Origin of the sequence: Haloferax mediterranei ATCC 33500 (assembly GCF_000306765.2) — an archaeon.
Classification (GTDB): domain Archaea; phylum Halobacteriota; class Halobacteria; order Halobacteriales; family Haloferacaceae; genus Haloferax; species Haloferax mediterranei.
On record NC_017941.2, the window covers coordinates 2,593,100 to 2,616,616 of the forward strand.

At 62.3% G+C, this 23,517-nt stretch carries 26 protein-coding genes; 12 read left to right on the forward strand and 14 right to left on the reverse strand.

The window, feature by feature from the left end:
* Nucleotides 1-217 precede the first annotated feature (217 nt).
* Nucleotides 218-1,195 carry a DMT family transporter gene (locus HFX_RS13135; RefSeq protein WP_014732421.1) on the reverse strand — a complete coding sequence of 326 codons (978 nt, stop codon included), beginning with the start codon at nucleotides 1,193-1,195 and terminating at the stop codon, nucleotides 218-220.
* A 201-nt stretch (nucleotides 1,196-1,396) separates the two neighbouring features.
* Here HFX_RS13135 and HFX_RS13140 point away from each other — a divergent pair, with 201 nt between their 5' ends.
* Nucleotides 1,397-2,680 carry a tRNA pseudouridine(54/55) synthase Pus10 gene (locus tag HFX_RS13140; protein WP_004059450.1) on the forward strand — a complete coding sequence of 428 codons (1,284 nt, stop codon included), beginning with the start codon at nucleotides 1,397-1,399 and terminating at the stop codon, nucleotides 2,678-2,680.
* A 54-nt stretch (nucleotides 2,681-2,734) separates the two neighbouring features.
* Nucleotides 2,735-3,382 (forward strand): ribonuclease HII, encoded by a 648-nt coding sequence (rnhB, locus tag HFX_RS13145; protein ID WP_004059449.1) that lies wholly within the window; start codon nucleotides 2,735-2,737, stop codon nucleotides 3,380-3,382.
* A gap of 55 nt (nucleotides 3,383-3,437) precedes the next feature.
* On the opposite strand, the gene HFX_RS13150 is transcribed toward rnhB, so the two are convergent.
* The 3 genes from HFX_RS13150 to secF all read right to left on the reverse strand — a co-directional run bounded on the left by HFX_RS13150 (nucleotide 3,438) and on the right by secF (nucleotide 6,339).
* Nucleotides 3,438-3,674 carry a DUF7511 domain-containing protein gene (locus tag HFX_RS13150; protein ID WP_004059448.1) on the reverse strand — a complete coding sequence of 79 codons (237 nt, stop codon included), beginning with the start codon at nucleotides 3,672-3,674 and terminating at the stop codon, nucleotides 3,438-3,440.
* A 233-nt stretch (nucleotides 3,675-3,907) separates the two neighbouring features.
* On the reverse strand, nucleotides 3,908-5,479 hold the full coding sequence (secD, locus tag HFX_RS13155) for a preprotein translocase subunit SecD (protein WP_004059447.1): 1,572 nt from the start codon (nucleotides 5,477-5,479) through the stop codon (nucleotides 3,908-3,910).
* Nucleotides 5,476-6,339: a protein translocase subunit SecF gene (gene secF, locus HFX_RS13160; RefSeq protein ID WP_004059446.1), complete on the reverse strand. Its 864-nt coding sequence runs from the start codon at nucleotides 6,337-6,339 to the stop codon at nucleotides 5,476-5,478. Before secF ends, secD begins: the two co-directional genes overlap by 4 nt.
* A gap of 127 nt (nucleotides 6,340-6,466) precedes the next feature.
* Here secF and HFX_RS13165 point away from each other — a divergent pair, with 127 nt between their 5' ends.
* Nucleotides 6,467-6,808 carry a hypothetical protein gene (locus HFX_RS13165; protein ID WP_004059445.1) on the forward strand — a complete coding sequence of 114 codons (342 nt, stop codon included), beginning with the start codon at nucleotides 6,467-6,469 and terminating at the stop codon, nucleotides 6,806-6,808.
* Nucleotides 6,809-6,838: 30 nt separating this feature from the next.
* Here HFX_RS13165 and HFX_RS13170 read toward each other — a convergent pair whose 3' ends face one another.
* Nucleotides 6,839-7,312: a DUF5812 family protein gene (locus tag HFX_RS13170; RefSeq protein ID WP_004059444.1), complete on the reverse strand. Its 474-nt coding sequence runs from the start codon at nucleotides 7,310-7,312 to the stop codon at nucleotides 6,839-6,841.
* A gap of 114 nt (nucleotides 7,313-7,426) precedes the next feature.
* On the opposite strand from HFX_RS13170, the gene HFX_RS13175 reads away from it, so the two are divergent.
* The 4 genes from HFX_RS13175 (at nucleotide 7,427) to HFX_RS13190 (ending at nucleotide 10,353) form a co-directional block, all read left to right on the forward strand.
* The gene (locus HFX_RS13175; protein ID WP_004059443.1) at nucleotides 7,427-8,068 is read left to right on the forward strand and encodes a GNAT family N-acetyltransferase; all 642 of its coding nucleotides are present in this window, start codon (nucleotides 7,427-7,429) and stop codon (nucleotides 8,066-8,068) included.
* Nucleotides 8,069-8,237: 169 nt separating this feature from the next.
* Nucleotides 8,238-8,936: a CDP-alcohol phosphatidyltransferase family protein gene (locus HFX_RS13180; RefSeq protein WP_004059442.1), complete on the forward strand. Its 699-nt coding sequence runs from the start codon at nucleotides 8,238-8,240 to the stop codon at nucleotides 8,934-8,936.
* The gene (locus HFX_RS13185) at nucleotides 8,933-9,673 is read left to right on the forward strand and encodes a CehA/McbA family metallohydrolase (RefSeq protein WP_004059440.1); all 741 of its coding nucleotides are present in this window, start codon (nucleotides 8,933-8,935) and stop codon (nucleotides 9,671-9,673) included. The genes HFX_RS13180 and HFX_RS13185 overlap by 4 nt, the downstream gene beginning before the upstream one ends.
* The gene (locus HFX_RS13190) at nucleotides 9,670-10,353 is read left to right on the forward strand and encodes a TVP38/TMEM64 family protein (RefSeq protein ID WP_004059439.1); all 684 of its coding nucleotides are present in this window, start codon (nucleotides 9,670-9,672) and stop codon (nucleotides 10,351-10,353) included. The genes HFX_RS13185 and HFX_RS13190 overlap by 4 nt, the downstream gene beginning before the upstream one ends.
* 76 nt (nucleotides 10,354-10,429) lie before the next feature.
* Here HFX_RS13190 and HFX_RS13195 read toward each other — a convergent pair whose 3' ends face one another.
* Nucleotides 10,430-10,948 carry a hypothetical protein gene (locus HFX_RS13195; protein WP_004059438.1) on the reverse strand — a complete coding sequence of 173 codons (519 nt, stop codon included), beginning with the start codon at nucleotides 10,946-10,948 and terminating at the stop codon, nucleotides 10,430-10,432.
* Nucleotides 10,949-11,021: 73 nt separating this feature from the next.
* Here HFX_RS13195 and HFX_RS13200 point away from each other — a divergent pair, with 73 nt between their 5' ends.
* Nucleotides 11,022-12,314, forward strand: coding sequence for a hypothetical protein (locus HFX_RS13200; protein WP_004059436.1), 1,293 nt, complete (start codon nucleotides 11,022-11,024; stop codon nucleotides 12,312-12,314).
* A 364-nt stretch (nucleotides 12,315-12,678) separates the two neighbouring features.
* The gene (locus tag HFX_RS13205; protein WP_004059434.1) at nucleotides 12,679-13,416 is read left to right on the forward strand and encodes a CPBP family intramembrane glutamic endopeptidase; all 738 of its coding nucleotides are present in this window, start codon (nucleotides 12,679-12,681) and stop codon (nucleotides 13,414-13,416) included.
* Nucleotides 13,417-13,433: 17 nt separating this feature from the next.
* Here the strand turns inward: HFX_RS13205 and HFX_RS13210 are convergent, their stop codons facing one another.
* Together HFX_RS13210 and HFX_RS13215 are read right to left on the reverse strand one after the other, a co-directional pair.
* A complete protein-coding gene (locus HFX_RS13210; protein ID WP_004059433.1) occupies nucleotides 13,434-13,892 on the reverse strand; it encodes an NOB1 family endonuclease in 459 nt (152 codons plus the stop codon).
* Between the two features lie 7 nt (nucleotides 13,893-13,899).
* A complete protein-coding gene (locus tag HFX_RS13215) occupies nucleotides 13,900-14,145 on the reverse strand; it encodes a PRC-barrel domain-containing protein (RefSeq protein WP_004059432.1) in 246 nt (81 codons plus the stop codon).
* A 192-nt stretch (nucleotides 14,146-14,337) separates the two neighbouring features.
* On the opposite strand from HFX_RS13215, the gene infB reads away from it, so the two are divergent.
* Together infB and HFX_RS13225 are read left to right on the forward strand one after the other, a co-directional pair.
* Entirely contained in the window at nucleotides 14,338-16,140 is a 1,803-nt protein-coding gene (gene infB, locus HFX_RS13220) for a translation initiation factor IF-2 (RefSeq protein WP_004059431.1), read from the forward strand.
* Nucleotides 16,141-16,270: 130 nt separating this feature from the next.
* Nucleotides 16,271-16,579 (forward strand): hypothetical protein, encoded by a 309-nt coding sequence (locus HFX_RS13225; RefSeq protein ID WP_004059430.1) that lies wholly within the window; start codon nucleotides 16,271-16,273, stop codon nucleotides 16,577-16,579.
* Between the two features lie 26 nt (nucleotides 16,580-16,605).
* Here the strand turns inward: HFX_RS13225 and HFX_RS20075 are convergent, their stop codons facing one another.
* The 6 genes from HFX_RS20075 to HFX_RS13250 all read right to left on the reverse strand — a co-directional run bounded on the left by HFX_RS20075 (nucleotide 16,606) and on the right by HFX_RS13250 (nucleotide 21,203).
* Complete coding sequence (locus HFX_RS20075; protein WP_004059429.1) at nucleotides 16,606-16,767, reverse strand: hypothetical protein; 162 nt, start codon at nucleotides 16,765-16,767, stop codon at nucleotides 16,606-16,608.
* Between the two features lie 205 nt (nucleotides 16,768-16,972).
* Nucleotides 16,973-17,356, reverse strand: a complete 384-nt coding sequence (locus tag HFX_RS13230; protein ID WP_004059428.1) for a DUF5811 family protein — start codon at nucleotides 17,354-17,356, stop codon at nucleotides 16,973-16,975.
* An 87-nt stretch (nucleotides 17,357-17,443) separates the two neighbouring features.
* Nucleotides 17,444-18,331: a sensor histidine kinase gene (locus HFX_RS13235; RefSeq protein ID WP_004059426.1), complete on the reverse strand. Its 888-nt coding sequence runs from the start codon at nucleotides 18,329-18,331 to the stop codon at nucleotides 17,444-17,446.
* Nucleotides 18,332-18,448: 117 nt separating this feature from the next.
* Complete coding sequence (locus HFX_RS13240) at nucleotides 18,449-18,922, reverse strand: pyruvoyl-dependent arginine decarboxylase (protein ID WP_004059425.1); 474 nt, start codon at nucleotides 18,920-18,922, stop codon at nucleotides 18,449-18,451.
* A gap of 221 nt (nucleotides 18,923-19,143) precedes the next feature.
* Nucleotides 19,144-20,382 (reverse strand): proteasome-activating nucleotidase Pan2, encoded by a 1,239-nt coding sequence (gene pan2, locus HFX_RS13245; RefSeq protein ID WP_004059423.1) that lies wholly within the window; start codon nucleotides 20,380-20,382, stop codon nucleotides 19,144-19,146.
* A gap of 338 nt (nucleotides 20,383-20,720) precedes the next feature.
* A complete protein-coding gene (locus tag HFX_RS13250; protein WP_004059422.1) occupies nucleotides 20,721-21,203 on the reverse strand; it encodes a deoxyuridine 5'-triphosphate nucleotidohydrolase in 483 nt (160 codons plus the stop codon).
* A gap of 202 nt (nucleotides 21,204-21,405) precedes the next feature.
* Here HFX_RS13250 and HFX_RS13255 point away from each other — a divergent pair, with 202 nt between their 5' ends.
* On the forward strand, nucleotides 21,406-23,373 hold the full coding sequence (locus HFX_RS13255) for an aconitate hydratase (RefSeq protein ID WP_004059420.1): 1,968 nt from the start codon (nucleotides 21,406-21,408) through the stop codon (nucleotides 23,371-23,373).
* Nucleotides 23,374-23,517: the final 144 nt, after the last annotated feature.

The window sequence follows — 23,517 nt, forward strand, 5'->3', positions numbered from 1 at the left end:
TCTGTCTGACCCATACACACTCATTCTGATTCGCTCGAAGTGAGTGTTTCGATACCGTGGGCCTGTGGGAAGGGAGAAACAACCCGGCGGCTGGTCGGCCACTGTCGGCTTCACCCTCGGGGTCAAGCCCCGAGGCACTCGCCTTGAACCGCCTGTAGAATCAAATCCAGAATCCGAGTTAGGTCCGAATTAAATCGAGGCCGGAACAGAGATTTCTTCAGTCGTCAGCGGGCACGCCGTCGGGGTTAAACACCGAATCCGGCGTGATGATGCCTGCGCGGATGCCAAGGCGGTAGACGACCGGCTGGAGGGAAGCGCGTTTCATGAACGCGAATCCGGTGAGGATGAGGAAGAATCCGGAGATGGTTGCGGGACCGATATGCTCGTCGAGGAACACCCACCCGCTGACGGCGGCGACGATGGGGACGGCGTAGTTGACGAGGCTGATTTCTACCGCGCCGATGCGGTCCAAGAGGACGAAGTAGATGATGAAGCCGACCGCGCTGCACAGCACCGCGAGAAAGAGCAGCGAGCCGACGACGAGCGGTGACCACTCGACGGTCGAAAGCCCCGGTTCGCCGAGAATCGGGCTGACGATGTGGAGCATGCCCGAACCGAGGAGCATCATCCACGCCTGCATCGGGACGACCGGCGGATTTCCGGGGAGGCGTTTGACGAGAACGGAGCCGAACGCCCAACTCGCAGCGGCGAGGAAAAGCAGTACGACGCCGATGAGTTGGCCGCCGACCGACCCCGATGAGAGGGCGATAACGACGGTGCCAGCGAGACCCAAGAAGACGCCGAGGAAGCCGAACGCGTCGAGTCGCTCTTCGGGGAGCATCGAGAAGGCGAAAAGCGGCGTCAGAACCGGAGACAGACTAAGGACGATTGCGGCAACGCCACTTGTCACGTAGCGCTGACCGGAAAACAGGAGCGCGAAGTGCGCCCCGATAAGCAACGCGCCGCCGACGGCGACGACAATCCACTCGTCGCGACCGCGGGGTCGCCAGTCCTCTGCGGCGAGCAGACCGTAGACGAACAGGACGGCACCCGCAACGTCGTAGCGAAGCGCGGCGAAGAGTGCAGGTGGAAGCACATCAAGCCCGACTTCGATAGCCATGAATGATGTCCCCCAGAGAACCGCGAGCGTAGCGAACAATGCGAGATTCCGATGTGTTTGTGTTCCGATAGACACGAGATATCGACCTTGGACCCAGGTGTTGAAGCGCCTACCACCTCTCCGTACATGAATTTTCTCGGAGTCGAGATAGCACCTGACTTGGTGTTCGTTCACAAATGCCTCATGGACTGAACAAGCATTTCAGATTATTGACTTCCATCACACCAGCAAGCGAACAAAGTAAGGTAGTTACGCGCGCCCCGATAGACACCGAACATGAGTATCCTCGAGGACGCGCGAGCGCTCGCCGAGAGCGGGCCGGTCTGTGACGCCTGTCTGGGCAGGGTGTTCGCCGACCGCAGTTTCGGATTGACGAACGCCGAACGAGGGAAGTCGCTTCGAATCGCTGCCGCCCTCGACGCGGACGAACCCTACGAAGCGGTCGAGACCGAAGCCTGCTGGGTCTGCGAAGGCGCTTGTGCACACTTCGACGAGTGGGCCGAACGCTGCGCCGCGGCCATCGAAGACGTTGAAGTCGAGACGTACCAGGTCGGGACGCGAGCGCCGCCGCTGGTCGAAGAAAACGAAATCCTCCTGCGCGAAGGGGCCGGACTTCCCGAAGACGCTGGCGAACTGTTCAAATCCGAGTTCAACCGCGAAGTCGGAAAGCGCGTCGGGCGACTCACCGGCACCGAGGTGGACTTCACCCGGCCGGACGTACAGTTCCTTCTCGATATCGAAGCCGACACCGTGGAGGCGCAGATTAACTCCGCGTTCGTCTACGGTCGCTACCGCAAACTCGAACGCGACATTCCGCAGACCGAGTGGCCCTGCCGCGAGTGCGACGGCTCCGGCTACAAGGGCAAAGAGCCGTGTGACTACTGCGGCGGGTCCGGCTACCTCTACGAGGACAGCGTCGAGGGCTTCGTCGCCCCCGTCGTGATGGACGTGATGGACGGTGTCGACGCGAAGTTCCACGGCGCGGGCCGCGAGGACGTCGACGCCCTGATGCTCGGAACGGGCCGCCCGTTCGTCGTCGAAATCATGGAACCTCGCCGCCGAAACGTCGATGCCGAACAACTCGAAGGCGACATCAACGCGATGGCCGAAGGCGAAATCGAAGTCGAAGGGCTTCGCCTCGCTACCTACGACATGGTCGAGCGCGTGAAGAAACTCGATGCATCGAAGCAGTACCGCGCCGCCGTCGAATTCGACGACGACGTGACCAACGAGGACCTCCAAGCCGCGCTGGACGAACTGACCGGCGCGACCATCGAGCAGTACACGCCGAATCGCGTCGACCACCGGCGCGCGAGTCTCACACGCACGCGACACGTCTACGACGCTACCGGTGACCTCGAAGACGAACGACACGCCACCGTCGAGATTCACGGCGAAGGCGGACTCTACATCAAAGAACTCGTTTCCGGCGACGAAGGCCGAACGAACCCGAGTCTTGCAGGTATCCTCGATACGGGCGCAGTCGTTACCGCGCTCGACGTGATTGCGGTGGAAGGCGAGGACGAACCATTCGAGGACGACGAGTTCTTCAAGGACTGAACAGCAAATCGCAGACCGCAATCTCTAATCCCTCACCCCAACACCCGACGAAGTATGCGAATCGGCGTCGACGAGGCCGGAAAGGGACCCGTATTGGGTCCGATGGTCGCCGCAGCGGTCCGGGCGGACCCGGAGGCGCTACCTGATGGAATCGCTGACTCGAAGCGACTCACACCCGTCCGGCGCGAGGAACTCGCCGCGAAACTCCGCGAGCGGGACGACATCGCGGTCGGCGTCGCATTCATCGAACCCGCGACCATCGACGACCCCGAGACGGATATGAACCTGCTTACCGTTCGGGCGCAGGTCGAAGCGGCCGCCGCAGTCGCGGCCGACGACGACGAACTCGTCTGCGACGCGGGCGACGTGAGCGAATCCCGGTTCGGGCGACGCGTGCGCGACGGGGTGGCCGAAGCGGGCGCGTCTGTCGAGGTCCACGCCCAGCACCGTGCCGACGACGAACACGCTATCGTCGGCGCAGCGAGTATCGTTGCAAAGGTCGAACGCGACCGGCGCGTGGCGGCCATCGCCGACGAGTACGGCGAAGTCGGCAGTGGCTATCCGAGCGACCAGACAACCCGCGATTTCTTGCGCGAGTTCGTCCGCGAACACGGCATTCTCCCGGACTGCGCTCGGAAGTCGTGGTCGACGTGCGCCGACCTGTTGGCCGCACACGAACAGTCGTCACTGGGCGATTTCTGAACCGAGTCCGCAAAAACCAGAATCGTGGTGGGTTGCGCTACGCGAGAGCGGAGAACTATCGCATCGCTTCGAGTGAGACGTACGCGCCCTCCTGTGCGGAGACCCACGTCGTCATCATCTCGGCCTCGGTGAGACCAGCGGGGAAGATGGTGCATTCGTCTGGGGCATCGTCGTAAGGTGCGACGATTGCCGTATACTCCACGTCGTCTGTCGAGAGGTTTGCTCCCGGGTTCTCCGTCCGCGTCGTCGTTGTCGCGTCCGAGTCGTCGTGTCGAAGAGGAGTGTCTTCCATAATTGGAGTATGTACACCGTGATTACCGACGGGCGGCGGTTTTTCAATGGTCGCTTCAATCAATAGTTTTGGGACGCTCTATATGATTCTGTCGGAGAGTATACCAATGTTAGAATAATCAACACACGATACCTATGTAGAGTCTAGAGGCCTGCCAGTCACGGTTTTTGAGTACGGAGCGGAGAAACGGAGAAGTGAGACGTTCGAAAAGGGTCTGATGCCGCTGAGCGGCGTTAGCGGTCCTCGGTCAGGAGGAGACGCAGAATGTCACCGTAGGCGGGGCGCGTGACGAGCACACCGACGATGACACCGAGGATGGTGAAGATAGCGAAGCCCTGCAGGTCGCCGAGCGAGAGCACGGCGAGCGGACTCATCGCGATGATAGTCGTTGCTGCAGCAGCGCCGATTACCCAGAAGGCGCGACGGAAGCGAGACCGGAAGACCTTGCGTGACTTCACCGACCCTTCGGCCATCACCTCATCGGCGATAATGATGAGGTCGTCTACACCGGTCCCGATGACGGCGATGAACCCGGCGATGACAGAAAGGTCGAGCGGGTAGCCGATTGCCGCGGCGAAGCCGAGGAGGACGTACACCTCGGAGAGGCCGGTGACAATCATCGGGAGTGCGACCTGCGGCTTGCCGTACCGAATGAAGACGACGCCGGCGACGGCGAGGACGGCGACGATACCCGTGATGAGCGAGTCGGTCTTGAAGCTCTCACCCTGGCTCGGGGAGATGTACGACGAGGTGCCGCCGTCTTCACCCGAGAGGTCGAGCTTGGCCGGAAGCGCACCGGCGCGGAGGTTGATAGCGATTTCCTGTGCTTCGGAGATGTTGCGCGTCGAGAGTTGGAAGCCCGGTGCTTGGGCCCACTCGCCGGAGCGCATACTGTCGGCGAGGCTGGCCTGCATCCCGAACGCGTTGACGACTTCGCCGTTGACGACGAGGAGGAGGCACGGCTCAGTCGAGTTCTTCCCGCCCTCTTCCATGTAGGTACACCGCGACCCACCGGGCTGTGCGACGCCGGTTTCGACAGTGGCCTGCTGGAAGCCGGGTGCAGGTTCGTCACGGACCGAGACGGGAACGAACGCGCCGCCGCCGGCCTGCGGTTCCTGTGCGGTCCCGATGGACGTGAAGTCCGACTGCGTGAGAACTGCTTCGCGTGTCTCGTAGACCCGCGAGCCGTTCTGCGTGGTCGGGTAGTAAATGTCTATCTGGACAGTCCCACGCTCGCCGACGAGGTCGATAACGTCCTGTCGGTCGCGGTTCGGGACCTCGACGAGGACGAAGTGGTCGTTCGTCGCCGTGGTCACCTGTTGAACCGTCCCGCCGGAGAGACCGGCTTCGTTGATTTTCGACTGGAGGACACGAACCGTCTCGGCCCGCGTCGTCTCGGTGACGCCGTCTCTAACTTCGCCGTGGGCATATCCCGCGGCATCGAGGGCGCTGCTCAACTCGTCGGTCGTGACGTTCTCGATGGTCACTTCGACGGTGTTGGATTCCGCGCCGAAGCGAGCGATAACGTCGGCCGCGTCGGCACCGTCCAATTCGGCGGCGACCTGCTGTTCGATGACGCGTTTAGACTCGTTGTTGAACTCGACATCTTCGGCTGTGATACCGACGAGCGGGGCGCGGATGCGCGTCCCACCATCGAGTTGCAGACCGTATTTGAGGTTGGTCATGCTATTGTCCTCGCCGACGGTGGGTTGGGAGCCAATCGTCGGTGAGAACAGGGCGAACGTCGAAACCAGGATGGCCACGACGAGGAAGATGACCCGCCAGTTGTCTCGGAACGTGCTCATCGGGCCACCCCCTCGAACTTGTACCAGCGAAGGAGCGTCACGTTGAGCATGTAGGTGTTCATCAGGTCGGCGGTGAGACCGAAGACGAGGACCGTCCCGATAGCGGCGAGCAGCTGAATACCGAACAGCGTCGCCGTGATGGTCATGACGACCATCGCCGCGATAGATGTGAGCGTCATAGTCACACCAGTTCGCATGGCGCGGGCGGTGGATTCGTAGAAGTCACCGGACCGACGAAGGATGTGGTTGTTCAGGAGAATGTCCGAGTCGACCGAGTAACCGATGAGCATGAGCAGTGCTGCGACGGTCCCGAGCGACAGTTCGATGCCGAGGAGATTCATCAGCGCCACCGGAATGACGATGTCGGAGAACGCCGAGATGACGACGGCGATAGAGGGAACGAACGACCGGAACATCGCGAACACGAGCACGCTCATGCCGACGAACGCGACGGCGACGCCGCCGAGTGCGAGCAGTTGCGTGTCGGACCCGAAGCTCGCCGAAACGGCGTCGATAGAGCGGACTTCGTAGCCCGCTGCCTCGGCTTGCTGTTCGAGTTCGGTCGTCGATGCACTGCCGGACTGGAAGGTCACGACGTACGTCCCGTCTGCGGCGACAGAGCGAATCGACTCAGGAGGGGTATTGAAGGCTGTAGAGACTTCCTCTTGCGGGGCATCCGTTGCGATACGGAGTTCAGTGCCACCGGTGAAATCGACGCCCGGGTCCACCGGTGCACCAGTCGCAGCGTACCACCCTCCGATGACCAACAAGGCCACCGCGAGTACCGCGAGGGGGACAGCCGCGAGTTGGCGATTCGTGTACCGGGTGTAGTCTACCTCCGGTACCGTAAACTCAACCATGGGTTGCGGTCCTGAGCGATGCCGAATAAGGTTTCTTATCCGCGATAGGATTTCCCCGAGGGTCGGTCTGACGAGGCGGTAACGAACCCGCGACAACCCCATAGTCATTGAACAATAATCGTGAGCTATGGCGACCGAATCGACGGCGACGAACGTCGTCGTCTCCTTTCCGGACGAACTCAGTGCGTGGGGTTACGACCAACTGACCGCCGACCGCTTCGTGAACTACCTGAAACGGGTCCACGAGGAAGCGGTTCCGGGCGACGAATGGGAGGAGTTCCTCGATGTCGGGTGTTGTGGTGACGCGCTTACACTGACACTCCGCGTCGAAGCACTCGAACCGGAAGGAGCGACGACACTCGGCGAGGAAACCGAAATCGAGTTCGTCGAACGCGAGGGGACCGTCAACGGCGGCTGGTGCGTCCAGAGTGCCGACGGTCCCAAATCATCGACCGCAAATCAGCGATAGCGAAGCGTTAGACTGGCGTTCCGACGCGACTTAGGGCATGTATCGAACCGCGACGACACCCGGTTGGGAGCGAATTTCGACGCGATTGACTTCGAGTCTGGCGGCCCGCGAGAGCAGTCCCTCGCGGTCGTCGAGGATGTCTTCGACGGCCTGTTCGGTCATGTCGTCGGGGACAGAAAGGACGTGAATCTCACCGATTCCCGCCCGCTCTTTCCGGACGAGTTCGCCGTCGGGGTTGTCGCTGGCGATATTTCGTGAGTTGGTCGTCGGCGACTCCGACGAGTGCTCTACGGAGAGAGACCAGCGGGATTCGACCTCCACGAGTTGCCACGAGACGTTCATCGGCGGGTCGGGTGCGACGGTACCGCGGACGGCTTCCTCCTCGGAGACGCCGGGGTTCGAAGAAAGCGCGTGTACCTGCCCGGACTGAACGTCTTTCAACACTGCCGACTCCTCGTCGGCCGCAGTTACGAGATACGTTCCCGTTCGTTCGGACTCGGTCATCACCCGGTGTATGCCATCGTGCCTTTTCCCCGTTTCGGGCGCTGACGACGGCCTTTGGCACTCGTGTGCACGCCGGCGGTGCGCTTTTCTCGCCCGCCTTCGACCCGACGAACGATGCCCGCGCTCTGGCGGTTGACCCGAACCGAGACGGCACACCGCGTCTACGACGCACTGAAGGCACACGGTCTGACGGCGACCCAGATGGACGAATACGTCGTCCACACGAGCGAACTAGAGGCGACCCGCGACCCGCCGACCGGCGTCGAAGTTCGCGCACTCGACTCCGATGACGCACGCGTGCACGAACAGACATACGACGCATTCGCCGAACTCCGCGACGACGAGCGGGCGGTGTGTGCGTTCGACACCGATACGGTCGACAGTGACTCGTTTGGTGGGGACTCACTCGGTGACGACTCGGTTGATGGCGACTCGCTCGTCGGCTACCTCTTTCTCGGCGACCCGGGCCTGACGTATCGCATCCACCCGCTGGAGACGGACGTGACGTTTTCCGGCGGGTACATCCGAAGGGTGTTCGTCGCGCCGTCGGCACGGAATCGCGGCATCGCCACGACGCTCGTCTCGGAGGCGGTTTCGCTGGCCGACGAACAAGGCGCAGAGACCGTCCACGCACTCGTCGCCCGCGACAACCGACCATCGCAGTGGACGTTCGAGTCCAACGACTTCCGCGTGGAGCGAACGCGGTCGTACTACCGTATCGGGCCGTGGCGTCGACAGCGCGTCACCGAGCGCTAACCAGCAGTATAGAGTCCTCTATGCGTAATCGACCACTCTGAGTGGCACAGAACACTCTGTTCACCACAGAGTGCTTCATCCGGGGACATTTGTATATAGATTTCAATTTTATATATACTATAGCGATTAACTTTATACTCTATCGGCCGGGTATGTCAGGTAGACAGGCATGACGGACGAACTCAGGTCAACGCTTCGTGGCGGGGTGAATGCGATTGACGCGCGAGCGAGTGAGATTGTGCGGTCCTCGACGGGAGAGAACATGATTTCGCGGCTCGGCACCGCGGACTGGTTGAGTTTGGGCGCGCTCTTTTGGGCGTGGGTCGGGGCAATCCTCTTCGTGTCGAACGAGCCGAATTGGGCGATTATGGCCGTCCTCGTCGGATTCGTCTTCGACAAGGCGGATGGCTACTACGCCCGAAAGACGGGAACCACGTCGGCGTTCGGCCGCCAAATCGACTCTTTCATCGACATCTTCACGTACCTCGTGTCGGCGGCGCTTCTGTACCATATCGCGCTCGCGCCGAACGCGGTCGTGAGCGCCGTCGTCGGGTTCGTCGTCCTCTCCTTCGGCGGCCTTCGCCTCATCCGGCACAATAGCGAAGGGTTCGGCGACGAGTCCGGAACCTCGTACTACCACGGGACGACCGTCGTCCACACGCATCTCGTGGTGCTGGCGAACTACTTCCTCTTTCAGTTCGTGCCGATGTGGAACGGGTGGGTTGCCGGCGCGACTATCGTCGCCGTCTGCCCGCTCATGACTTCCGACTACAAGGCGTACAAAACCGACGCTGGTCACGTTCTCGTCGGCATCGCCGGTTCCATTGCGGTTGCAGGCTGTCTCGCGCTCGAATTCGGCGTGCTATGACAGGACAGAAGCCCGACGAAGCGGACAGCAACAGCAGGGAAGACAGTGGTGGACGCGATAAGACAACTCTTGCAGTCGACCTTCACGTCCACACTGACGCGTCCTACGACTGCGAGATGTCGGTCGAAACGGTGTTGGCCCGCGCTTCGGCGGTCGGTCTCGACGCCGTCACAATCACTGACCACGACTCGGTCGGGTCGCTCTCGCGGGCGTTCGAAATCGCCCACGAATACGGCGTCCGAGTCGTACCCGGCGTCGAAGTCACCACGGCGGACGGCCACCTTCTCGCGCTCGGCATCGACGAACCACCGGAGCGAGGACGGCAACTTGTCGAGACGGCACGGTCAGTCCGCGAGTCGGGGGGACTCGCGGTCGTTCCGCATCCGTTTCAGACGTTCCGACACGGGGCGTCTCGCCGGGATATCCGCGACGTTGACGCCATCGAGGTCTACAATGCGCACACGCTCACCGGATTCAGAAACGGGCAGGCGCGACGATACGCCCGACGGCAGGGACTTCCGGGCACGGCTGGGAGCGATGCGCACAGAGCTTCGCTGGTCGGACAGGCACACACGATGGTCTCGGTCAAGCCAGCGAACGAGCCGATTTCGACCGCCGACATCTTGGACGCGATTCGCGCCGGGCGAACCGTCGCCCGCGGGACACGAACGTCCGCGCGACAGTACCTGAAAAAGTACGCGACTAACGCCCGTCTCAAGACCTTCTCGTTACTGTGACTCGCCGCGTGTTCGACTCCGCGAGAGCGCGGACTGCGGCGCTCGTCCGACTCGGGGTCGTTGCGATTCTGCTCGGTGCAGGTGTCCTCGTAATTGCCGAGTTCGCACCCTCACTTACCGACCCGGCGTGGATTCAGTCGGCCGTTTCCGCGGCGGGGCCGTTCGCCCCGCTGGTGTTTGTCGGTATCCAGACGGTGCAGGTGATACTCGCACCCATCCCCGGACAGGCGCTCGCGGCCGTCGGCGGCTATCTCTTCGGGACAGTCGTCGGGACTGTCTACAGCATGGTCGGCGTCGTGACCGGGAGCGTCGTCGTCTTCCTTCTCGCGCGTCGGTTCGGCCGCCCGGCCGTCGAGCGCTTCGTCGACGACGCGATTCTGGAGAGGTTCGACGACTTCGCCGAGCACCGCGGTGTCGCCGGTCTGTTCGTTCTCTTTCTCTTGCCGACGTTCCCCGACGACGCGCTCTGCGCGCTCGCCGGTCTCTCCCCGATTCGACTGCGGACGCTCGTCGTCCTCGTCGCCGTCGGCCGCCTCCCGACGTTCGCGTTGGCGGCCGCCGCGGGGCAGAGCGCAGAGGCGGCGAACTACAGCACGATGGTCGTTCTCGTCGTCGCGGGACTCGGCGCGTCGGCGGTCGTCTACCGATACCGCGACAAACTCGCGGGCGTGGCTGGCTGAGAAGGGGAAGGAGTCCGTTTCAGACAGCGGCGCGAGGATTCAAACAGAAAGACGGCTCCACAGCGTCCTACGACTCTCACCGGAGCAGTCGGTGAACGCCGTAGATACCCAGCGCGCAGACGACCGGCGGGACGAGACCGTAGATGGCCGGAAGGTCGTAGAGGAAGTTGACGAACAGAACGGCCACCGAACCGGTCGTTTGGCCGACCGGCGTCTGCAACTCAGCAGGAACCGACGCAACCAGACCGACGTATACCGACGCCATGAACACGAAGCCCGAAAGCGCGAGCGTGAGGTCGTACCGGCGGTCGGAGCCGGTTTTTCGGTGTCGCCGCGCGACGAACAGTATCGGGGCGATGAGCGGTGCGACGATAAACAGTCCAACGAGGATGTAGAACGACCGCGAGAGGGTGAGCGAGCCACCGGGAACGCCCGCCGTGGCGCCGATGAGGACCACGAGTCCGAAGACGACGAGCAACGAGACGATACCGGTCGCGACGGCACCGGCGAGGACGTAGCACTTGAACAGCCACGACTCGCTGTGCCGAAACGCGTACGGAAACGCGCCGATGACGCCGCCGTAGTCGTCTGCCATTGGTCGCCCCTTGGAAGCGGCCGCGATTAAAGCGACCGGTGTCGTTTTGACGCCGGGGGACGCGCCATCCAGTATGCAGGTAGACCTCGGGAACGTTCTCGACACCGCAACGGTCCACGGTGTCTCCCGCGAGACACTCGAACGACTCGACGCGCGCGTCGCGGACGCTCACGACCGAATCGAACGCGGCCGCGAGGCGAGCGAACACGGCTACGAGGCGCTGAACCTCCCGAGCCGAACCGACCCCGACGCGATTCGCGACGCAGTGAGCCGGTTCGACGACCCATCCGCCGTCGTCACGGTCGGTATCGGCGGGAGCGCCCTCGGCGCGGCCACGCTCACCGACGCTCTCGAAAGCGACGTGGACGCCTACTACCTCGACAACGTCGACCCCGAAGCGGTCGAAGAACTCCTCGACTCGCTCGACCTCGCTTCGACCGTCGTCAACGTCGTCTCCCGGTCCGGCACGACCGCCGAGACGCTGGCCAACTTCCTCGTCGTCCAAGAAGCGATGGCCGACGCCGGTGTCGACTGGGCCGACCGAACCTTCGTCACGACCGGCGAGGAAGGCAACCTCCGCGACCTCGCCGAGAAACACGACCTCCCCTCGCTTTCCGTTCCCGACGGCGTGCCGGGACGCTTCTCGGTGCTCTCGACGGTCGGTCTCGCCGCCGCGGCAATCTGCGGCCACGATATCGACGCGATTCTGGAAGGCGCGGCCGCACAGGAAGCCCAACTCTCCGACTCGCTGTTTGACTCGCCCGCCTACGCCTACGGAGCCGTCTCCTACGCCCTCGCCGAGCGCGGCATGCTCCAGAACGCGATGATGCCCTACGCGGAATCCCTCGAAACGTTTTCCGAGTGGTTCGCGCAACTGTGGGCCGAATCGCTCGGCAAGGACGGTCTCGGCCAGACGCCGCTTCGCGCACTCGGCGCGACCGACCAGCACTCGCAACTCCAACTGTACCGCGCCGGGCCGCGCGACAAACTCGTGACGCTCGTCCGCGCGACCGAACGCGAAGACGTGGCCATCCCCGAGACCGACCTCGACGGTCTCGCGTACCTCGGCGGCTCCTCGCTCGGCGAACTTCTCGACGCCGAGTTCGAGGCGACCGAAGCCAGCCTCGCCGCCGCCGGTCGCCCGAACGTCCGCATCGAAATCGACCGCGTGGACGAGTACGGCCTCGGCGAACTGCTCTACGCGATGGAAGCAGCCTGCGTCCTCTACGGCGAACTCGCTAACGTGGACACCTTCGTCCAACCGGCCGTCGAGTGGGGCAAACGCGCCGCCCGCGGTCTCCTCGGCGGCGGCGACTTCGAGGAAGCCGACGCAGTTGCCGAGAAAGAGCGACTCGTCATCGAGTAGACGAAACCGCCGGACGCGACATCGACGGGCTGTTTTTCGGCGACGGCCGCCTGCCAATCCACGAGCGACGACTGCCGGCTACTCTACGAGCGACAACTAACCGAGCAATCCACGGGTGGGACTGAAAGGGGCCGCGACGAGCACGAAGGCGGCCGACAGTAGCACCGCAGGCCGAAGGCCGAGGAGCGCACGGAGGCCCCCGAGCGCTCGTCGCGGGGGCTTTCGAGGTGTCGTCGTCAGCTCTCGAACCAAAGCCAGCCATAACCACGTCTCCAGCGGTCAACGGGGTTCAAATCCAGAGGTGCCGAATGAAAATCGTAATCGACCCGAATCGGTTATCCGACACGATTACGAAGAAAGGCCAATGGCACACGACTCCGCCCGTGCGTCCGGGTCCTCCGGAGACCACCTCCAGACGTACGGTGGCATCATCATCGTCGTCGCCCTCGCGCTCATCGTCGGCGCGACATTCGGGTCACTCGCAAAAGGATTTGCAATCAACTTCCTCCCACAGACGGACCCGCTCGTCGGCGCGCTCTCCAGCGCCGGACAGTTCGTCGGGTTCGGTGTCGTCGGCGTGGGTTACCTCGCGGCCCGTGACGACTGGCGTCTCGTCCGCTTTGACTGGCCGACCCGACGTGACCTACTCTGGATTGGCGGCGGCCTCGTCGCCGTCGTCGGCGTCTATCTCGGTGCAACGGCGCTCATGAACGTCCTCGGTATCCAGAGCGGTAACAGCGTCATTGCGCAACAAGGCCGAGAAAGTCCGGTGTACTTCCTCTATCTCACCGTCGTCACTATCGTCCTCGTCGGCCCCGCCGAGGAACTCATCTTCCGCGGCATCGCCTTCGGCGAACTCCGCCGACTCTGGGGTCCGATGCCGGCCATCGCCCTGTCGAGTCTCGTGTTCGCGTCGATTCACTTGTGGTCCTTCTCGGGCGAAGGGATGTACGTCTCGCTGGCGATGGTGTTCCTCCTCGGAAGCGTGCTCGCGGTCGTCTACGAGAAAAGTGGGAACTTGCTCGTGGCCGCGGTCGTCCACGGCCTGTTCAACGCGGTGCAGTTCCTGGTGAGTTACGCGCAGGCGACCGGGCTGGCGTAAAACGCGCGAACGATAGGTTACGCCGGATTCTTCCGCGACAGGTCCATCCCGCAGATGGGACAGCGGTCTTTGTTCTCGTCGAACTCGCGTCCACAGCCTTGGCACTGGAACTTCCAGTTTCGTTGCTCGGCGATGCCGTCCTGTGCGATGACTTCGACGGCGACGTTGAGCCGTTCGGCGACGTTTTGCATCGCGTAATCGTCGGTGACGAGCGTCGCATCGAGTTCGAACGCGGCGGCGATGAGACGCGCGTCGGTCTCGGAGAGCACATCCCTGTCGCCGGTCTTGCCAGCGGCTCGAAGTACCTTATCGACGGTACCCTGTCCGGGGATGTGGACGTACATGCCAGCGCCTTCGAGGGCGTCGAAGCGGAAGGCATGCTCGCCGGTAAGTTCCTCCTTGACGAGCGGAATCGAAGCCGTCTCGTCTTCGGTATGATACTCGTGGATGAAAGCAGAAGCGTCGAGGATCCGCATTGAAAACTTACCGTTGGACGACGATGTAGTCTTTGACTGCCTGCACGCGATTCACCGGAATGCGGAATCGACCATTTTCGTCTTGGTCGAATGGGACGCGGCCGGGGGCGACTTCCTCGTTCGGTCGGACGAGCAGGTCGTCGAGTTCTCCCGACTTCATGTTCATCGTGATGTTGTACAGCATCCCGAGTTCCGTTCCGTCCGACCCCATGACGGCCTTTCCGGAGAGGTTCTCGGCGAGTATGTCGGCCATACACACTCCTTCCTCGCCAGTTCACATAAACGACACGGGCACGTCTGACGAGCGACCGACGCGTCAACAGCGAGCTATTACGATAACAATTGTCACACTAGAATTTGGTTTCCATGCGTACGGGCGTGACGATGGACTTAACTTGAGTCACCGACTCGATTCCGGTAAGAGCTTTCTCCGGGGCGATTCTCCATGTCCGACACTGATTCGACGTCACAATCCGATACGCTTCGCACACCTATCGTGGCCGTCCTCGGCCACGTGGACCACGGGAAGACGAGTCTTCTCGACAAGATTCGCGGGTCCGCCGTCAGCGAGGGTGAAGCCGGTGCCATCACCCAGCACATCGGCGCGACCGCGGTCCCGTTAGACACAGTCTCGCAGATGGCAGGCAGCCTCGTCAAGCCCGAGGACTTCGACCTGCCGGGACTGTTGTTTATCGACACGCCGGGACACCACTCGTTCAGCACGCTTCGTTCGCGTGGTGGTGCCCTCGCCGACATCGCCATTCTCGTGGTCGACGTAAACGACAGTTTCCAGCCACAGACCGAGGAGGCAATCGACATCCTCAAACGAACGGGAACGCCGTTCATCGTGGCCGCGAACAAAATCGACACGACACCGGGATGGAACCCACAGGAGGGAGAACCCATCCAGAAGAGTTACGAGGCACAGTCCCAGCGCGCCCGGTCGAAACTCGACGAAAAACTGTACGAGATTATCGGCGAACTCTCCGATATGGGCTTTTCGTCCGACTTCTACTGGCGCGTCCAGAACTTCCAGTCGAACATCGGTGTCGTCCCCGTCTCCGCGCTGACCGGCGAGGGGATTCCGGACCTCCTCGGCGTTCTCATGGGCCTCTCGCAGCGGTACATGAAAGACGAGATGGCCATCGACGTGGCCGGTCCCGGTTCCGGGACCGTCCTCGAAGTCAAGGAAGAACGCGGATTCGGTGCAACCCTCGACGTGGTCCTCTACGACGGGACGATTCACGCGGGCGACACTATCGTCGTCGGCGGCGCGAACGACCCCATCGTGACCGAAGTCCGCGCGCTCCTCCAGCCTCGACCGAACGCCGAAATCCGAACTGAAAAGCGGTTCGACAAGGTCGACGAAGTCCGCGCCGCGGCGGGTATCAAAATCGCCGCTCCCGACCTCGAAGACGCGATGGCCGGTGCGCCGGTTCGCGTCGTCGGCGACCGCGACACCGACGAGGTCATCCGCGAGGTCGAAGCCGAACTTGCCGACATCGAAGTTACCACCGAAGAGGAGGGTGTCGTCGTCAAGGCGGACACGCTCGGCAGCCTCGAAGCAATGGCGAACGCGCTCCAAGAGGCCGAAGTCCCCATCCTCCGCGCCGAAGTCGGCGACGTCGCCCCGCGCGACGTTGCCGTCGCATCGACCGCCCGCGAACCGGAGCACGAGGTCATCCTCGGATTCAACGTGGACGTGCTCTCGAACGCCGAAGACGAACTCGACAAAAACGACGTCAAACTGTTCGAAGACGACGTTATCTACCAACTCGTCGATGAGTACAAGGAGTACGTCGACGAGATGAAGCGCGCCCAACAGGAGACGATTCTCGACAAAATCGTCCGACCGTGTCGCTTCCGCATCCTCAAAGACCACGTCTTCCGCCAGAACAACCCCGCCGTCGTCGGCGTCGAAATCATGGCCGGGACGATAAAGAACAACATGAACGTCATGAAGTGGGAAGACGGCGAGCCGACTCGCGTCGGCCAACTCTCGGGGATTCAAGAACAGGGTGAAGACGTATCGAGCGCCCGCGCCGGCTCTCGCGTCAGTGTCGCTATCGACGGCCCGACCGTCGGCCGCCAGATAGACGAGGGCGACGAACTCTGGATCGAACTCCCCGAAAAGCACGCGAAGATTCTCGAACAGGAACTCCGCGACGACATTCCGACCGACGAACTGGAGGCACTTTCGGGCTATCTCGAAAAGCACCGCCGTCGCGACCCCTTCTGGGGCAAATAACGACTCACGCGTCCAGTCTGCACCCCACACATCCAGTTTGCGACCTACGCCTCCGATGTACGGGGTTAGATGGCTGTGCGCGCCGAAACGAATAATATTCTCACGTTCGTACCTGTCTGATGGTGGTATCATGCGCAGACAAACAACTCATAGCGACAGCATCGTCTCGGAGCCAACGCGGTACGACGCCATCCTCGCGACGCTCCCGCTCCCGCTTTTCCTCGGCGTCACCGTCGGGATGCTCACCGAACTTCCGATTTCGCTCGTCGTCGGTGTGAGCGGTCTCATCTCGGTCGCCGTCCTCGCCTACGGATTGTTCGTCGCCGCGCCGACGACGCCGACGGCACCAGCATCGAGTGCGACCGAGGTGTCACTCGATGGGCGGAAATCGCACACCCGCGACAACGCTCGGCGAAATCGTCGCCGCGGAAGTGTCTAACGAACCAGTTGTCCTCGGCTGTCGATTCAAGGGCGGTTCCACTCCCAGAACCAGTACGCCACGCCGAACAGCATTAATCCGGCGCCGAAGGTGGACGTTGCCGGTTCAGGGATGAGGACCAACACGAGGCCGACAATGATGATAGCCGTTGGTCCGATTTCGTCCGCGTAGTCGACACGAGAAACCATATCACACCTACGGTCCCATCCGTAAAGTGCATTGTTCTGATTCTAGTACGGTGATAGCGCGCCAAAGCGGCGACAGAAAGCGGTAGCCGAGACTCGGCGTGGGGAAATCAGCCGGACGAACAGAAGTCAGCCGGCTGGCAGGGACGGGCAGAAGTCAGCCGGCTGGAAGTAATCACCGCGTGCGCTCGGGGCGAGGCAAACGTTGTTATCGAGCTGCGGGCGTGAGGTCGTCGCCGACGGCGCTCATCACCTGGAACGCGGCGCTGGCGGCGAGACCACGTGCGACTTCGTCGCGGTCCTCGTCAGTGAGTCCAGCGTCGAGGTCGTCGGCGTTCGGCGAGAACCCGGCGCTGACGGGGTGGCCGACAGGAGGATGTACGGCGACGGTAGCTAGTGGGCCGGCCGACCCGGTCGAAAGTTCGGACCCGACGGCGAACCCCTCGGGGAGATACGACTCCGTCCGGGAGACGATACCGGCGACCGCTCGCCGGAGCGAGTCCATCTGTTCGACGGTCAGTTCGCGGTCTTGCGACGGCTGACCGGCACCAGGTACGCCGGGAGCGCCCGCATATGGGTTGTTCCCGTTCATCAGTCGTCTGGGCTACGGGAAGGACGTGTAAAAAGGCGTCGTCGGTCAGGGTCGGGTGCCGCACGTCGAAACTCGAAGACGGCGTGCCTACGACGGCGAACAGGGGATCGAGACGGTCACAACTGTGCCCTGGTCGTCCCCGGTCTCGATATCGAGGGTCCCACCGGACGCATCGACGATGGCGCGAACCAACCAGAGGCCAACGCCACTCGTGTGACTCAGTTGCGTTTCGGTCCCCGAGTCGAGCGCGTCGCGTTCGGCTCCCGGGATACCAGGACCGTCGTCAACGATAGTGACGTGCGCCGTTTCAGCGGTTTTTTGCACGGTGACATCGACGGCTGTCTCGTCGCCATTCGAGTGGATGGCGGCATTTTCGAGTAGTTCCGTGATACTTCGTGGCAGCGCCGGGTGTGCCTGTACCACCAGTGTTGCCGGTGCTGTCACCGAGACATCCACACGTGGATGTTCAGTTCGGAAGTCCTTGACGGCATCGCCAACCGCACAGGAGAGGTCAATTTCGACTTCGGTCCCCTCTGCTAACTCGACGCTACGGAGGAGTGCGACTTCGTCGCTCACCTCGACCAACCGGTTCGCACGCGCTCGAATCGCTTCGACAGGGTCGACACTTTCGGGGGCGTCCGCCTGCGGTTCGATGAGCTCGGCGTAGCCCAAAATCGACATGCAGGCGTTTCTGATGTCGTGTCGGAGGATTCGGTGGAGGACGCTCGTATGCGAGAGCGTCGATTCGAGTCGCGAGGTCGTTCGGCTCAGTTTGGAGTGGCTGCGGTCGACGAGGACATAGACGAGAACCGCGGAGATAGTGACGAACAACCACCCTTTCACCGTCTGGAGAACGACTTGGTTGGGGAGCTTCGCGACCACCTGGTCGCTCGTGGCGACCCACAGAAAGCCGAACGCGGCATAAATAAGTGCTACTCGACCGGGTGAGAGGTCGGAGCGTGTGTCCCCACTCATGAGTGAGGATTCTCACACCGCCTGATGAGTACGTCGGTCAACGCTCGAGAATGTCAGGGAGAGAGACACATAATTCGAGGTGGGGACTCAGGGCGGGAACTGGCAGAGAATCCTGACTCAGAAGATAGATTCGCTCTGCCCGTAGGCTGCGACCGTAATCGCGGTCGTGTAGCCGTCGTCCTCGTGTTCCGCCGTGGTGAGTGCGACCTGTTCGTCGTCGAACGACCAGTCACGAAGCCCTTTCCCGGCGTCGAGTCCGTCGACGACCGCTTTTCGAACGGCAGATTCGTTGGTGCCGGTCGCCTCGTAGAAGAGTCCCGGACCGGAGCCGGTCGCCCAGCCGAGACCGGCGACGGCGGTCTCACCGGGGGTCGAAGTCGTCTGGCGGGCCTGCACGACGGTTAGTCGGTTCCCGGCGGGGCCGAGGTCGGGTGCGACCTCGACTTCCTCGACGGTTGCGTCGCCGGGGACGACCGAGGAGACGGCGACGAGATTGTAGTTGTGGATGTTCGCCGCGGCGAGGGCGGCATCGTAGGAGGCCATCTCCGTCGGGGCGGTTCCGACCCCGCGGACGACGCGAATCGTGTTCATGCCCGAACTCTCGCGTCGGTGGAAAAGGGGGTTACGAATGAGCGCTCCCGGAGTGAGAGTAAAGCCGCGAATATCTCTATATAGAACGGTTCTGACGGACGAAACTCCATAGATAGGTGGCGCGGCACCGCCGACCCAATAACAGCGGCAGTTATCTGACGAGTTACCGAAACACCGACGAGCGAACCGAAACCGGTGTCGAAAACGCAGACGCAGACGTGTTAGTACTGGTAGTCGGTGAATCCGGTGATGGGACCCGTTCCGGATTCTTCGACGTTCGTAAGTTTCTCGTGGGCCGCATCGAAGTCAACGCCGGTGACTTCGGTTCGGCCGTCGCGGATGGCGAACATCCCCGCTTCCGTGGTGAGCGACGCGATATCGGCACCGGAGTAGTCGTCGAGTTCATCCGCGAGCGCGTCGAGGTTCACGTCGTCGGCGACGTTCATATCGCGGGTGTGGATATCGAGAATGCGGCGACGTCCTTCGACGGCGGGCTTGGGGACCTCGATGAGACGGTCGAACCGACCGGGGCGGAGAATCGCCTCGTCGAGCATGTCGAAGCGGTTGGTCGCCGCGATAATGCGAATCTCGCCGCGGTCGTCGAAGCCGTCCATCTCGGAGAGCAACTGCATCATGGTCCGCTGGACCTCGGCGTCGCCGGAGGTCTTCGAGTCGGTCCGCTTGGAGGCCACGGCGTCGATTTCGTCGATGAAGATGACAACTGGTTCACGCTCGGCCGCGAGTTTGAACAGGTCGCGGACGAGTCGCGCGCCCTCGCCGATGAACTTCTGGACGAGTTCGGAGCCGGCCATCTTGATGAACGAGGCGTTCGTTTCGTTGGCGACGGCCTTCGCGAGCATCGTCTTCCCGGTCCCCGGCGGACCGTAGAGGAGCACACCAGCGGGCGGGTCGATGCCGACTTCCTCGAACATCTCGGGGTTTTCGAGCGGTTGTTCGACCGCCTCGCGGACTTCGCGAACCTGTTCGTCGATGCCGCCGATGTCGTCGTAGCAGACGGTGGGCGACTCGACAACTTCCATCGCCTGCGCCCGCGCATCCGTCTCGTCGTCGAGGACGGTCTGGACGGCAAACGAGTCGTTGATGGCGACGCGGTCGCCGGGCTCGATGTCGTCGTAGCGTAGGTTCGGTGCGAACTCGGTCAGAACTTCCTGGTTGTTGCCGTGTTGTTTGATGATGACGCCATTGTCGGTCAACTCCTCGACCGTGGCGATGTAGTACGAGGCCGTCTTCAGGGCCTCGTTGCGTGCTTTCATCTGGTCGACCTCGTCGACCAACTCGGCGTGCCGGTTGTCAGCAGTCTGGAGACGCTGGGTGAGTTCTCGGTTGACCTCGACCATGCGTTCGAAGTGCTGGCGGAGTGCAGAGAGACGCTCTGCATCCGACATCTCGGGGTCCAGATCGAGATGAGGGCGTTCCGGGAGAGATGGACTCCGTGACATCAGTGATTGGACGCACTTAGGTGTGCGCGTAAATGTGCCTTTGGGTCAGGGAACATTGGTACGCCTCTCGAAAAGGCCATACGTACCGGAATGGCGCAGCACGTCTACTCACCGAATGAAAAATGCAGTCGGGAGGAAGGTGCGGAGGTATTGGTCTTCAGGTCGCCCCTCGCTCGGCCCGGACACTACTCCTCCGCAAGCTAATAATAGACCGGCCAGTGACTTGAAACAAATTCGTCATTACCGAGAACGTCGGGAGAACTAGTACGTTACTACTTCTCCCGTATTTTTGGAGCGAGATGGTGGCCGAGAGGCGGGACTGTCCGTCGTTCGGTTCGTTAGGGCGTCGGGTCGGTTCGTTCGCCCTGATAGCTCCCGTCGTACGTCTCGTTGTGGTTCGCCTTCGTGAGTACGATTTGCGCGACTCGCGCGCCGCGTTCGAGTTCGATGGGGTGGTGTACTTGCAGCAGTCCTTCCCCTTTGCCCTCGTAGCCGGCGTCCCAGACGGCGGTGTTGAGCATACACGAGTTCCGCATCAGCGACGAGCGAGGATAGATGAACCCAACGTGTCCGTCGGGGATGTGGACCGTCTCGGCGTATTGGAGGACGTACCCACCGGGTTCGAGGTGGTACGATTCCGTATCGGCATCGGCGAGGTCGAGTTCGCGGCGCTCACCGATTGTCTTCCCCTCGCGACCGATGCGGCCGGGTTCGACCTGTTCGAGCACCGAGTCGAGTGTCAGGTCCACGCCATTGGGTTGGACCTGTTCGTCGGTGACTGGCGAGATATGCTGTGCGACGAAGGAGCCAGCGCGGTACATAATTGGTCAGCGTTGGGGGGGCCAAAAACAGTAGCGAAACCCGAGTCAACACATAAACCTCGGGGACGGTTATCATGGAAGAACCACCAAGGAGTTTAATGGTCCTTAGACGCTAGAAACCCGGAGACGGCGGTATCCTTCACGTTCGAAGATAGGGAAGTACGCGGGATTTATATCCGAGGGCCATCGACATTCGCCTGTTATGGGACAGACGCTCACGGAAAAGATTCTCTCGGACCACCTCGTCGAGGGCGAACTTACCCCCGGAGAGGAAATTGGAATCGAAATCGACCAGGTCCTGATGCAGGACACGACTGGGACGATGGTGTGGCTCCAGTTCGAGGCACTCGACCTCGACGAGGCCCAGACCGAACTCGCAGCCCAGTACTGTGACCACCAGACCTACCAGTTCGACTTCAAGAACACGGACGACCACCGCTTCCTCCGTTCCGCGGCCGGGACATACGGTGCCCACTTCTCCCGACCCGGTAACGGTATTTGTCACAACGTCCACAAGGAGAACTTCGCCGCACCCGGCAAGACGCTCCTCGGCTCCGACTCGCACACGCCGACTCCCGGTGGTCTCGGCCAGCTCGCCATCGGTGCAGGTGGTCTCGACATCGCCGTCGCCATGGGTGGCGGCGCGTACTACGTCGAGATGCCGGAAGTCGTCAACGTTCGCCTCGAAGGCGAGCTTCCCGAGTGGTCCTCTGCGAAGGACGTTATCCTCGAGATGCTCCGCCGCGAGACCGTCAAAGGCGGCGTCGGCAAGGTCTTCGAATACTCCGGCCCCGGTGCTGAATCGCTCTCCGTGCCCGAGCGCACGACCATCACCAACATGGGGACGGAACTCGGCGCGACCTCGTCCATCTTCGAGACGGACGAAAAGACCAAAGACTACCTCGAACGCCAGGGCCGCGGCGACGAGTACGTCGAGCTGACGGCCGACGACGACGCGGAATACGCCGACGAAATCGTCATCGACCTCTCGGACCTCGAACCGCTCATCGCCTGCCCGTCGATGCCCGACAAGGTCGTGCCCGTCCGCGAAGTCGCCGGCAAGAAGGTCGAGCAGGTCCTCGTCGGTTCCTGTACGAACGGTGGCTACGAGGACATCCTCCCGGCCGCGAAGATGTTCGAGGGCCGCGAAGTCGCAAAGCACCTCGAAATGATTGTCGCACCCGGTTCGAAGCAGGCCGGCGAGATTCTGGCCCGTGAAGGCTGGACGGCTGAGATGATGGCGGCCGGCGTCAACGTCTCCGAGGCGACCTGTGGACCGTGTATCGGTATCGGCCACGTGCCCGCCTCTGACTCCATCTCCCTGCGTACCTTCAACCGCAACTTCGAGGGTCGCTCCGGTATCGAAGACGACAACGTCTACCTCTGCTCGCCGCAGGTCGCCGCCGCCGCGGCACTCGAGGGCGAAATCATCGACCCGCGCGACCTCGCCGACGAACTCGACGACCTCGAAGCGCCCGGCGTCGAGCTTCCCGACGAGTACGACGGTTCCAAGACGGACCTCATCTACGCGGAAGACGCCATCGACGACGACCTCATCAAGGGACCGAACATCGGCGAAGTCCCACTGCAGGACCCACTCGGTGCCGACATCTCGGGTGAGGCGCTCCTGAAGATGGAGGACAACATCACGACCGACCACATCATCCCGGCAACGTCCGACATCCTCAAGTTCCGCTCGAACATCGAGCGCCTCTCGGACTTCACGCTCTCGCGTGTCGACGAGACGTTCGCACAGCGCGCCAAGGAAGCCGGTTCCGGTGTTCTCGTCGCTGGCGAGAACTACGGTCAGGGTTCCTCCCGCGAACACGCCGCGATGTGTCCGATGTACCTCGGCATCGAGACCGTCCTCGCGCAGTCGTTCGCCCGCATCCACAAGGCGAACCTGTTCAACTTCGGTATCGTCCCTCTCGCCATCGACGAGGAGACCTACGAGAAGCTCGAACAGGGCGACGACATCGAAATCGTCGACGACGTGGCCGAAGGCGTCAAATCCGGCCAGGAAGAGTTCACCATCCGCGTGAACGGCGACTGGGAAGCGACGGCGGACCTGCACGCCTCCGAGCGTGAGCGTCGTATTCTCACCGCCGGTGGTAAGCTGCCTCTCACGAAGCAGCAGGCCGAAGGCGGCGCAGCGCCCGCGGACGACTAAGTCCACACCCAATATTCTCACGTTTTTCGGCCGGTGAGCGGCCGCACCGTGAGCGCCATTCATTCGACTCGGTGAGCGCCATTCATTCGACCCGGTGAGCGCCATTCATTCGACCGATTACAAACGATATTCGACCGTAACTCA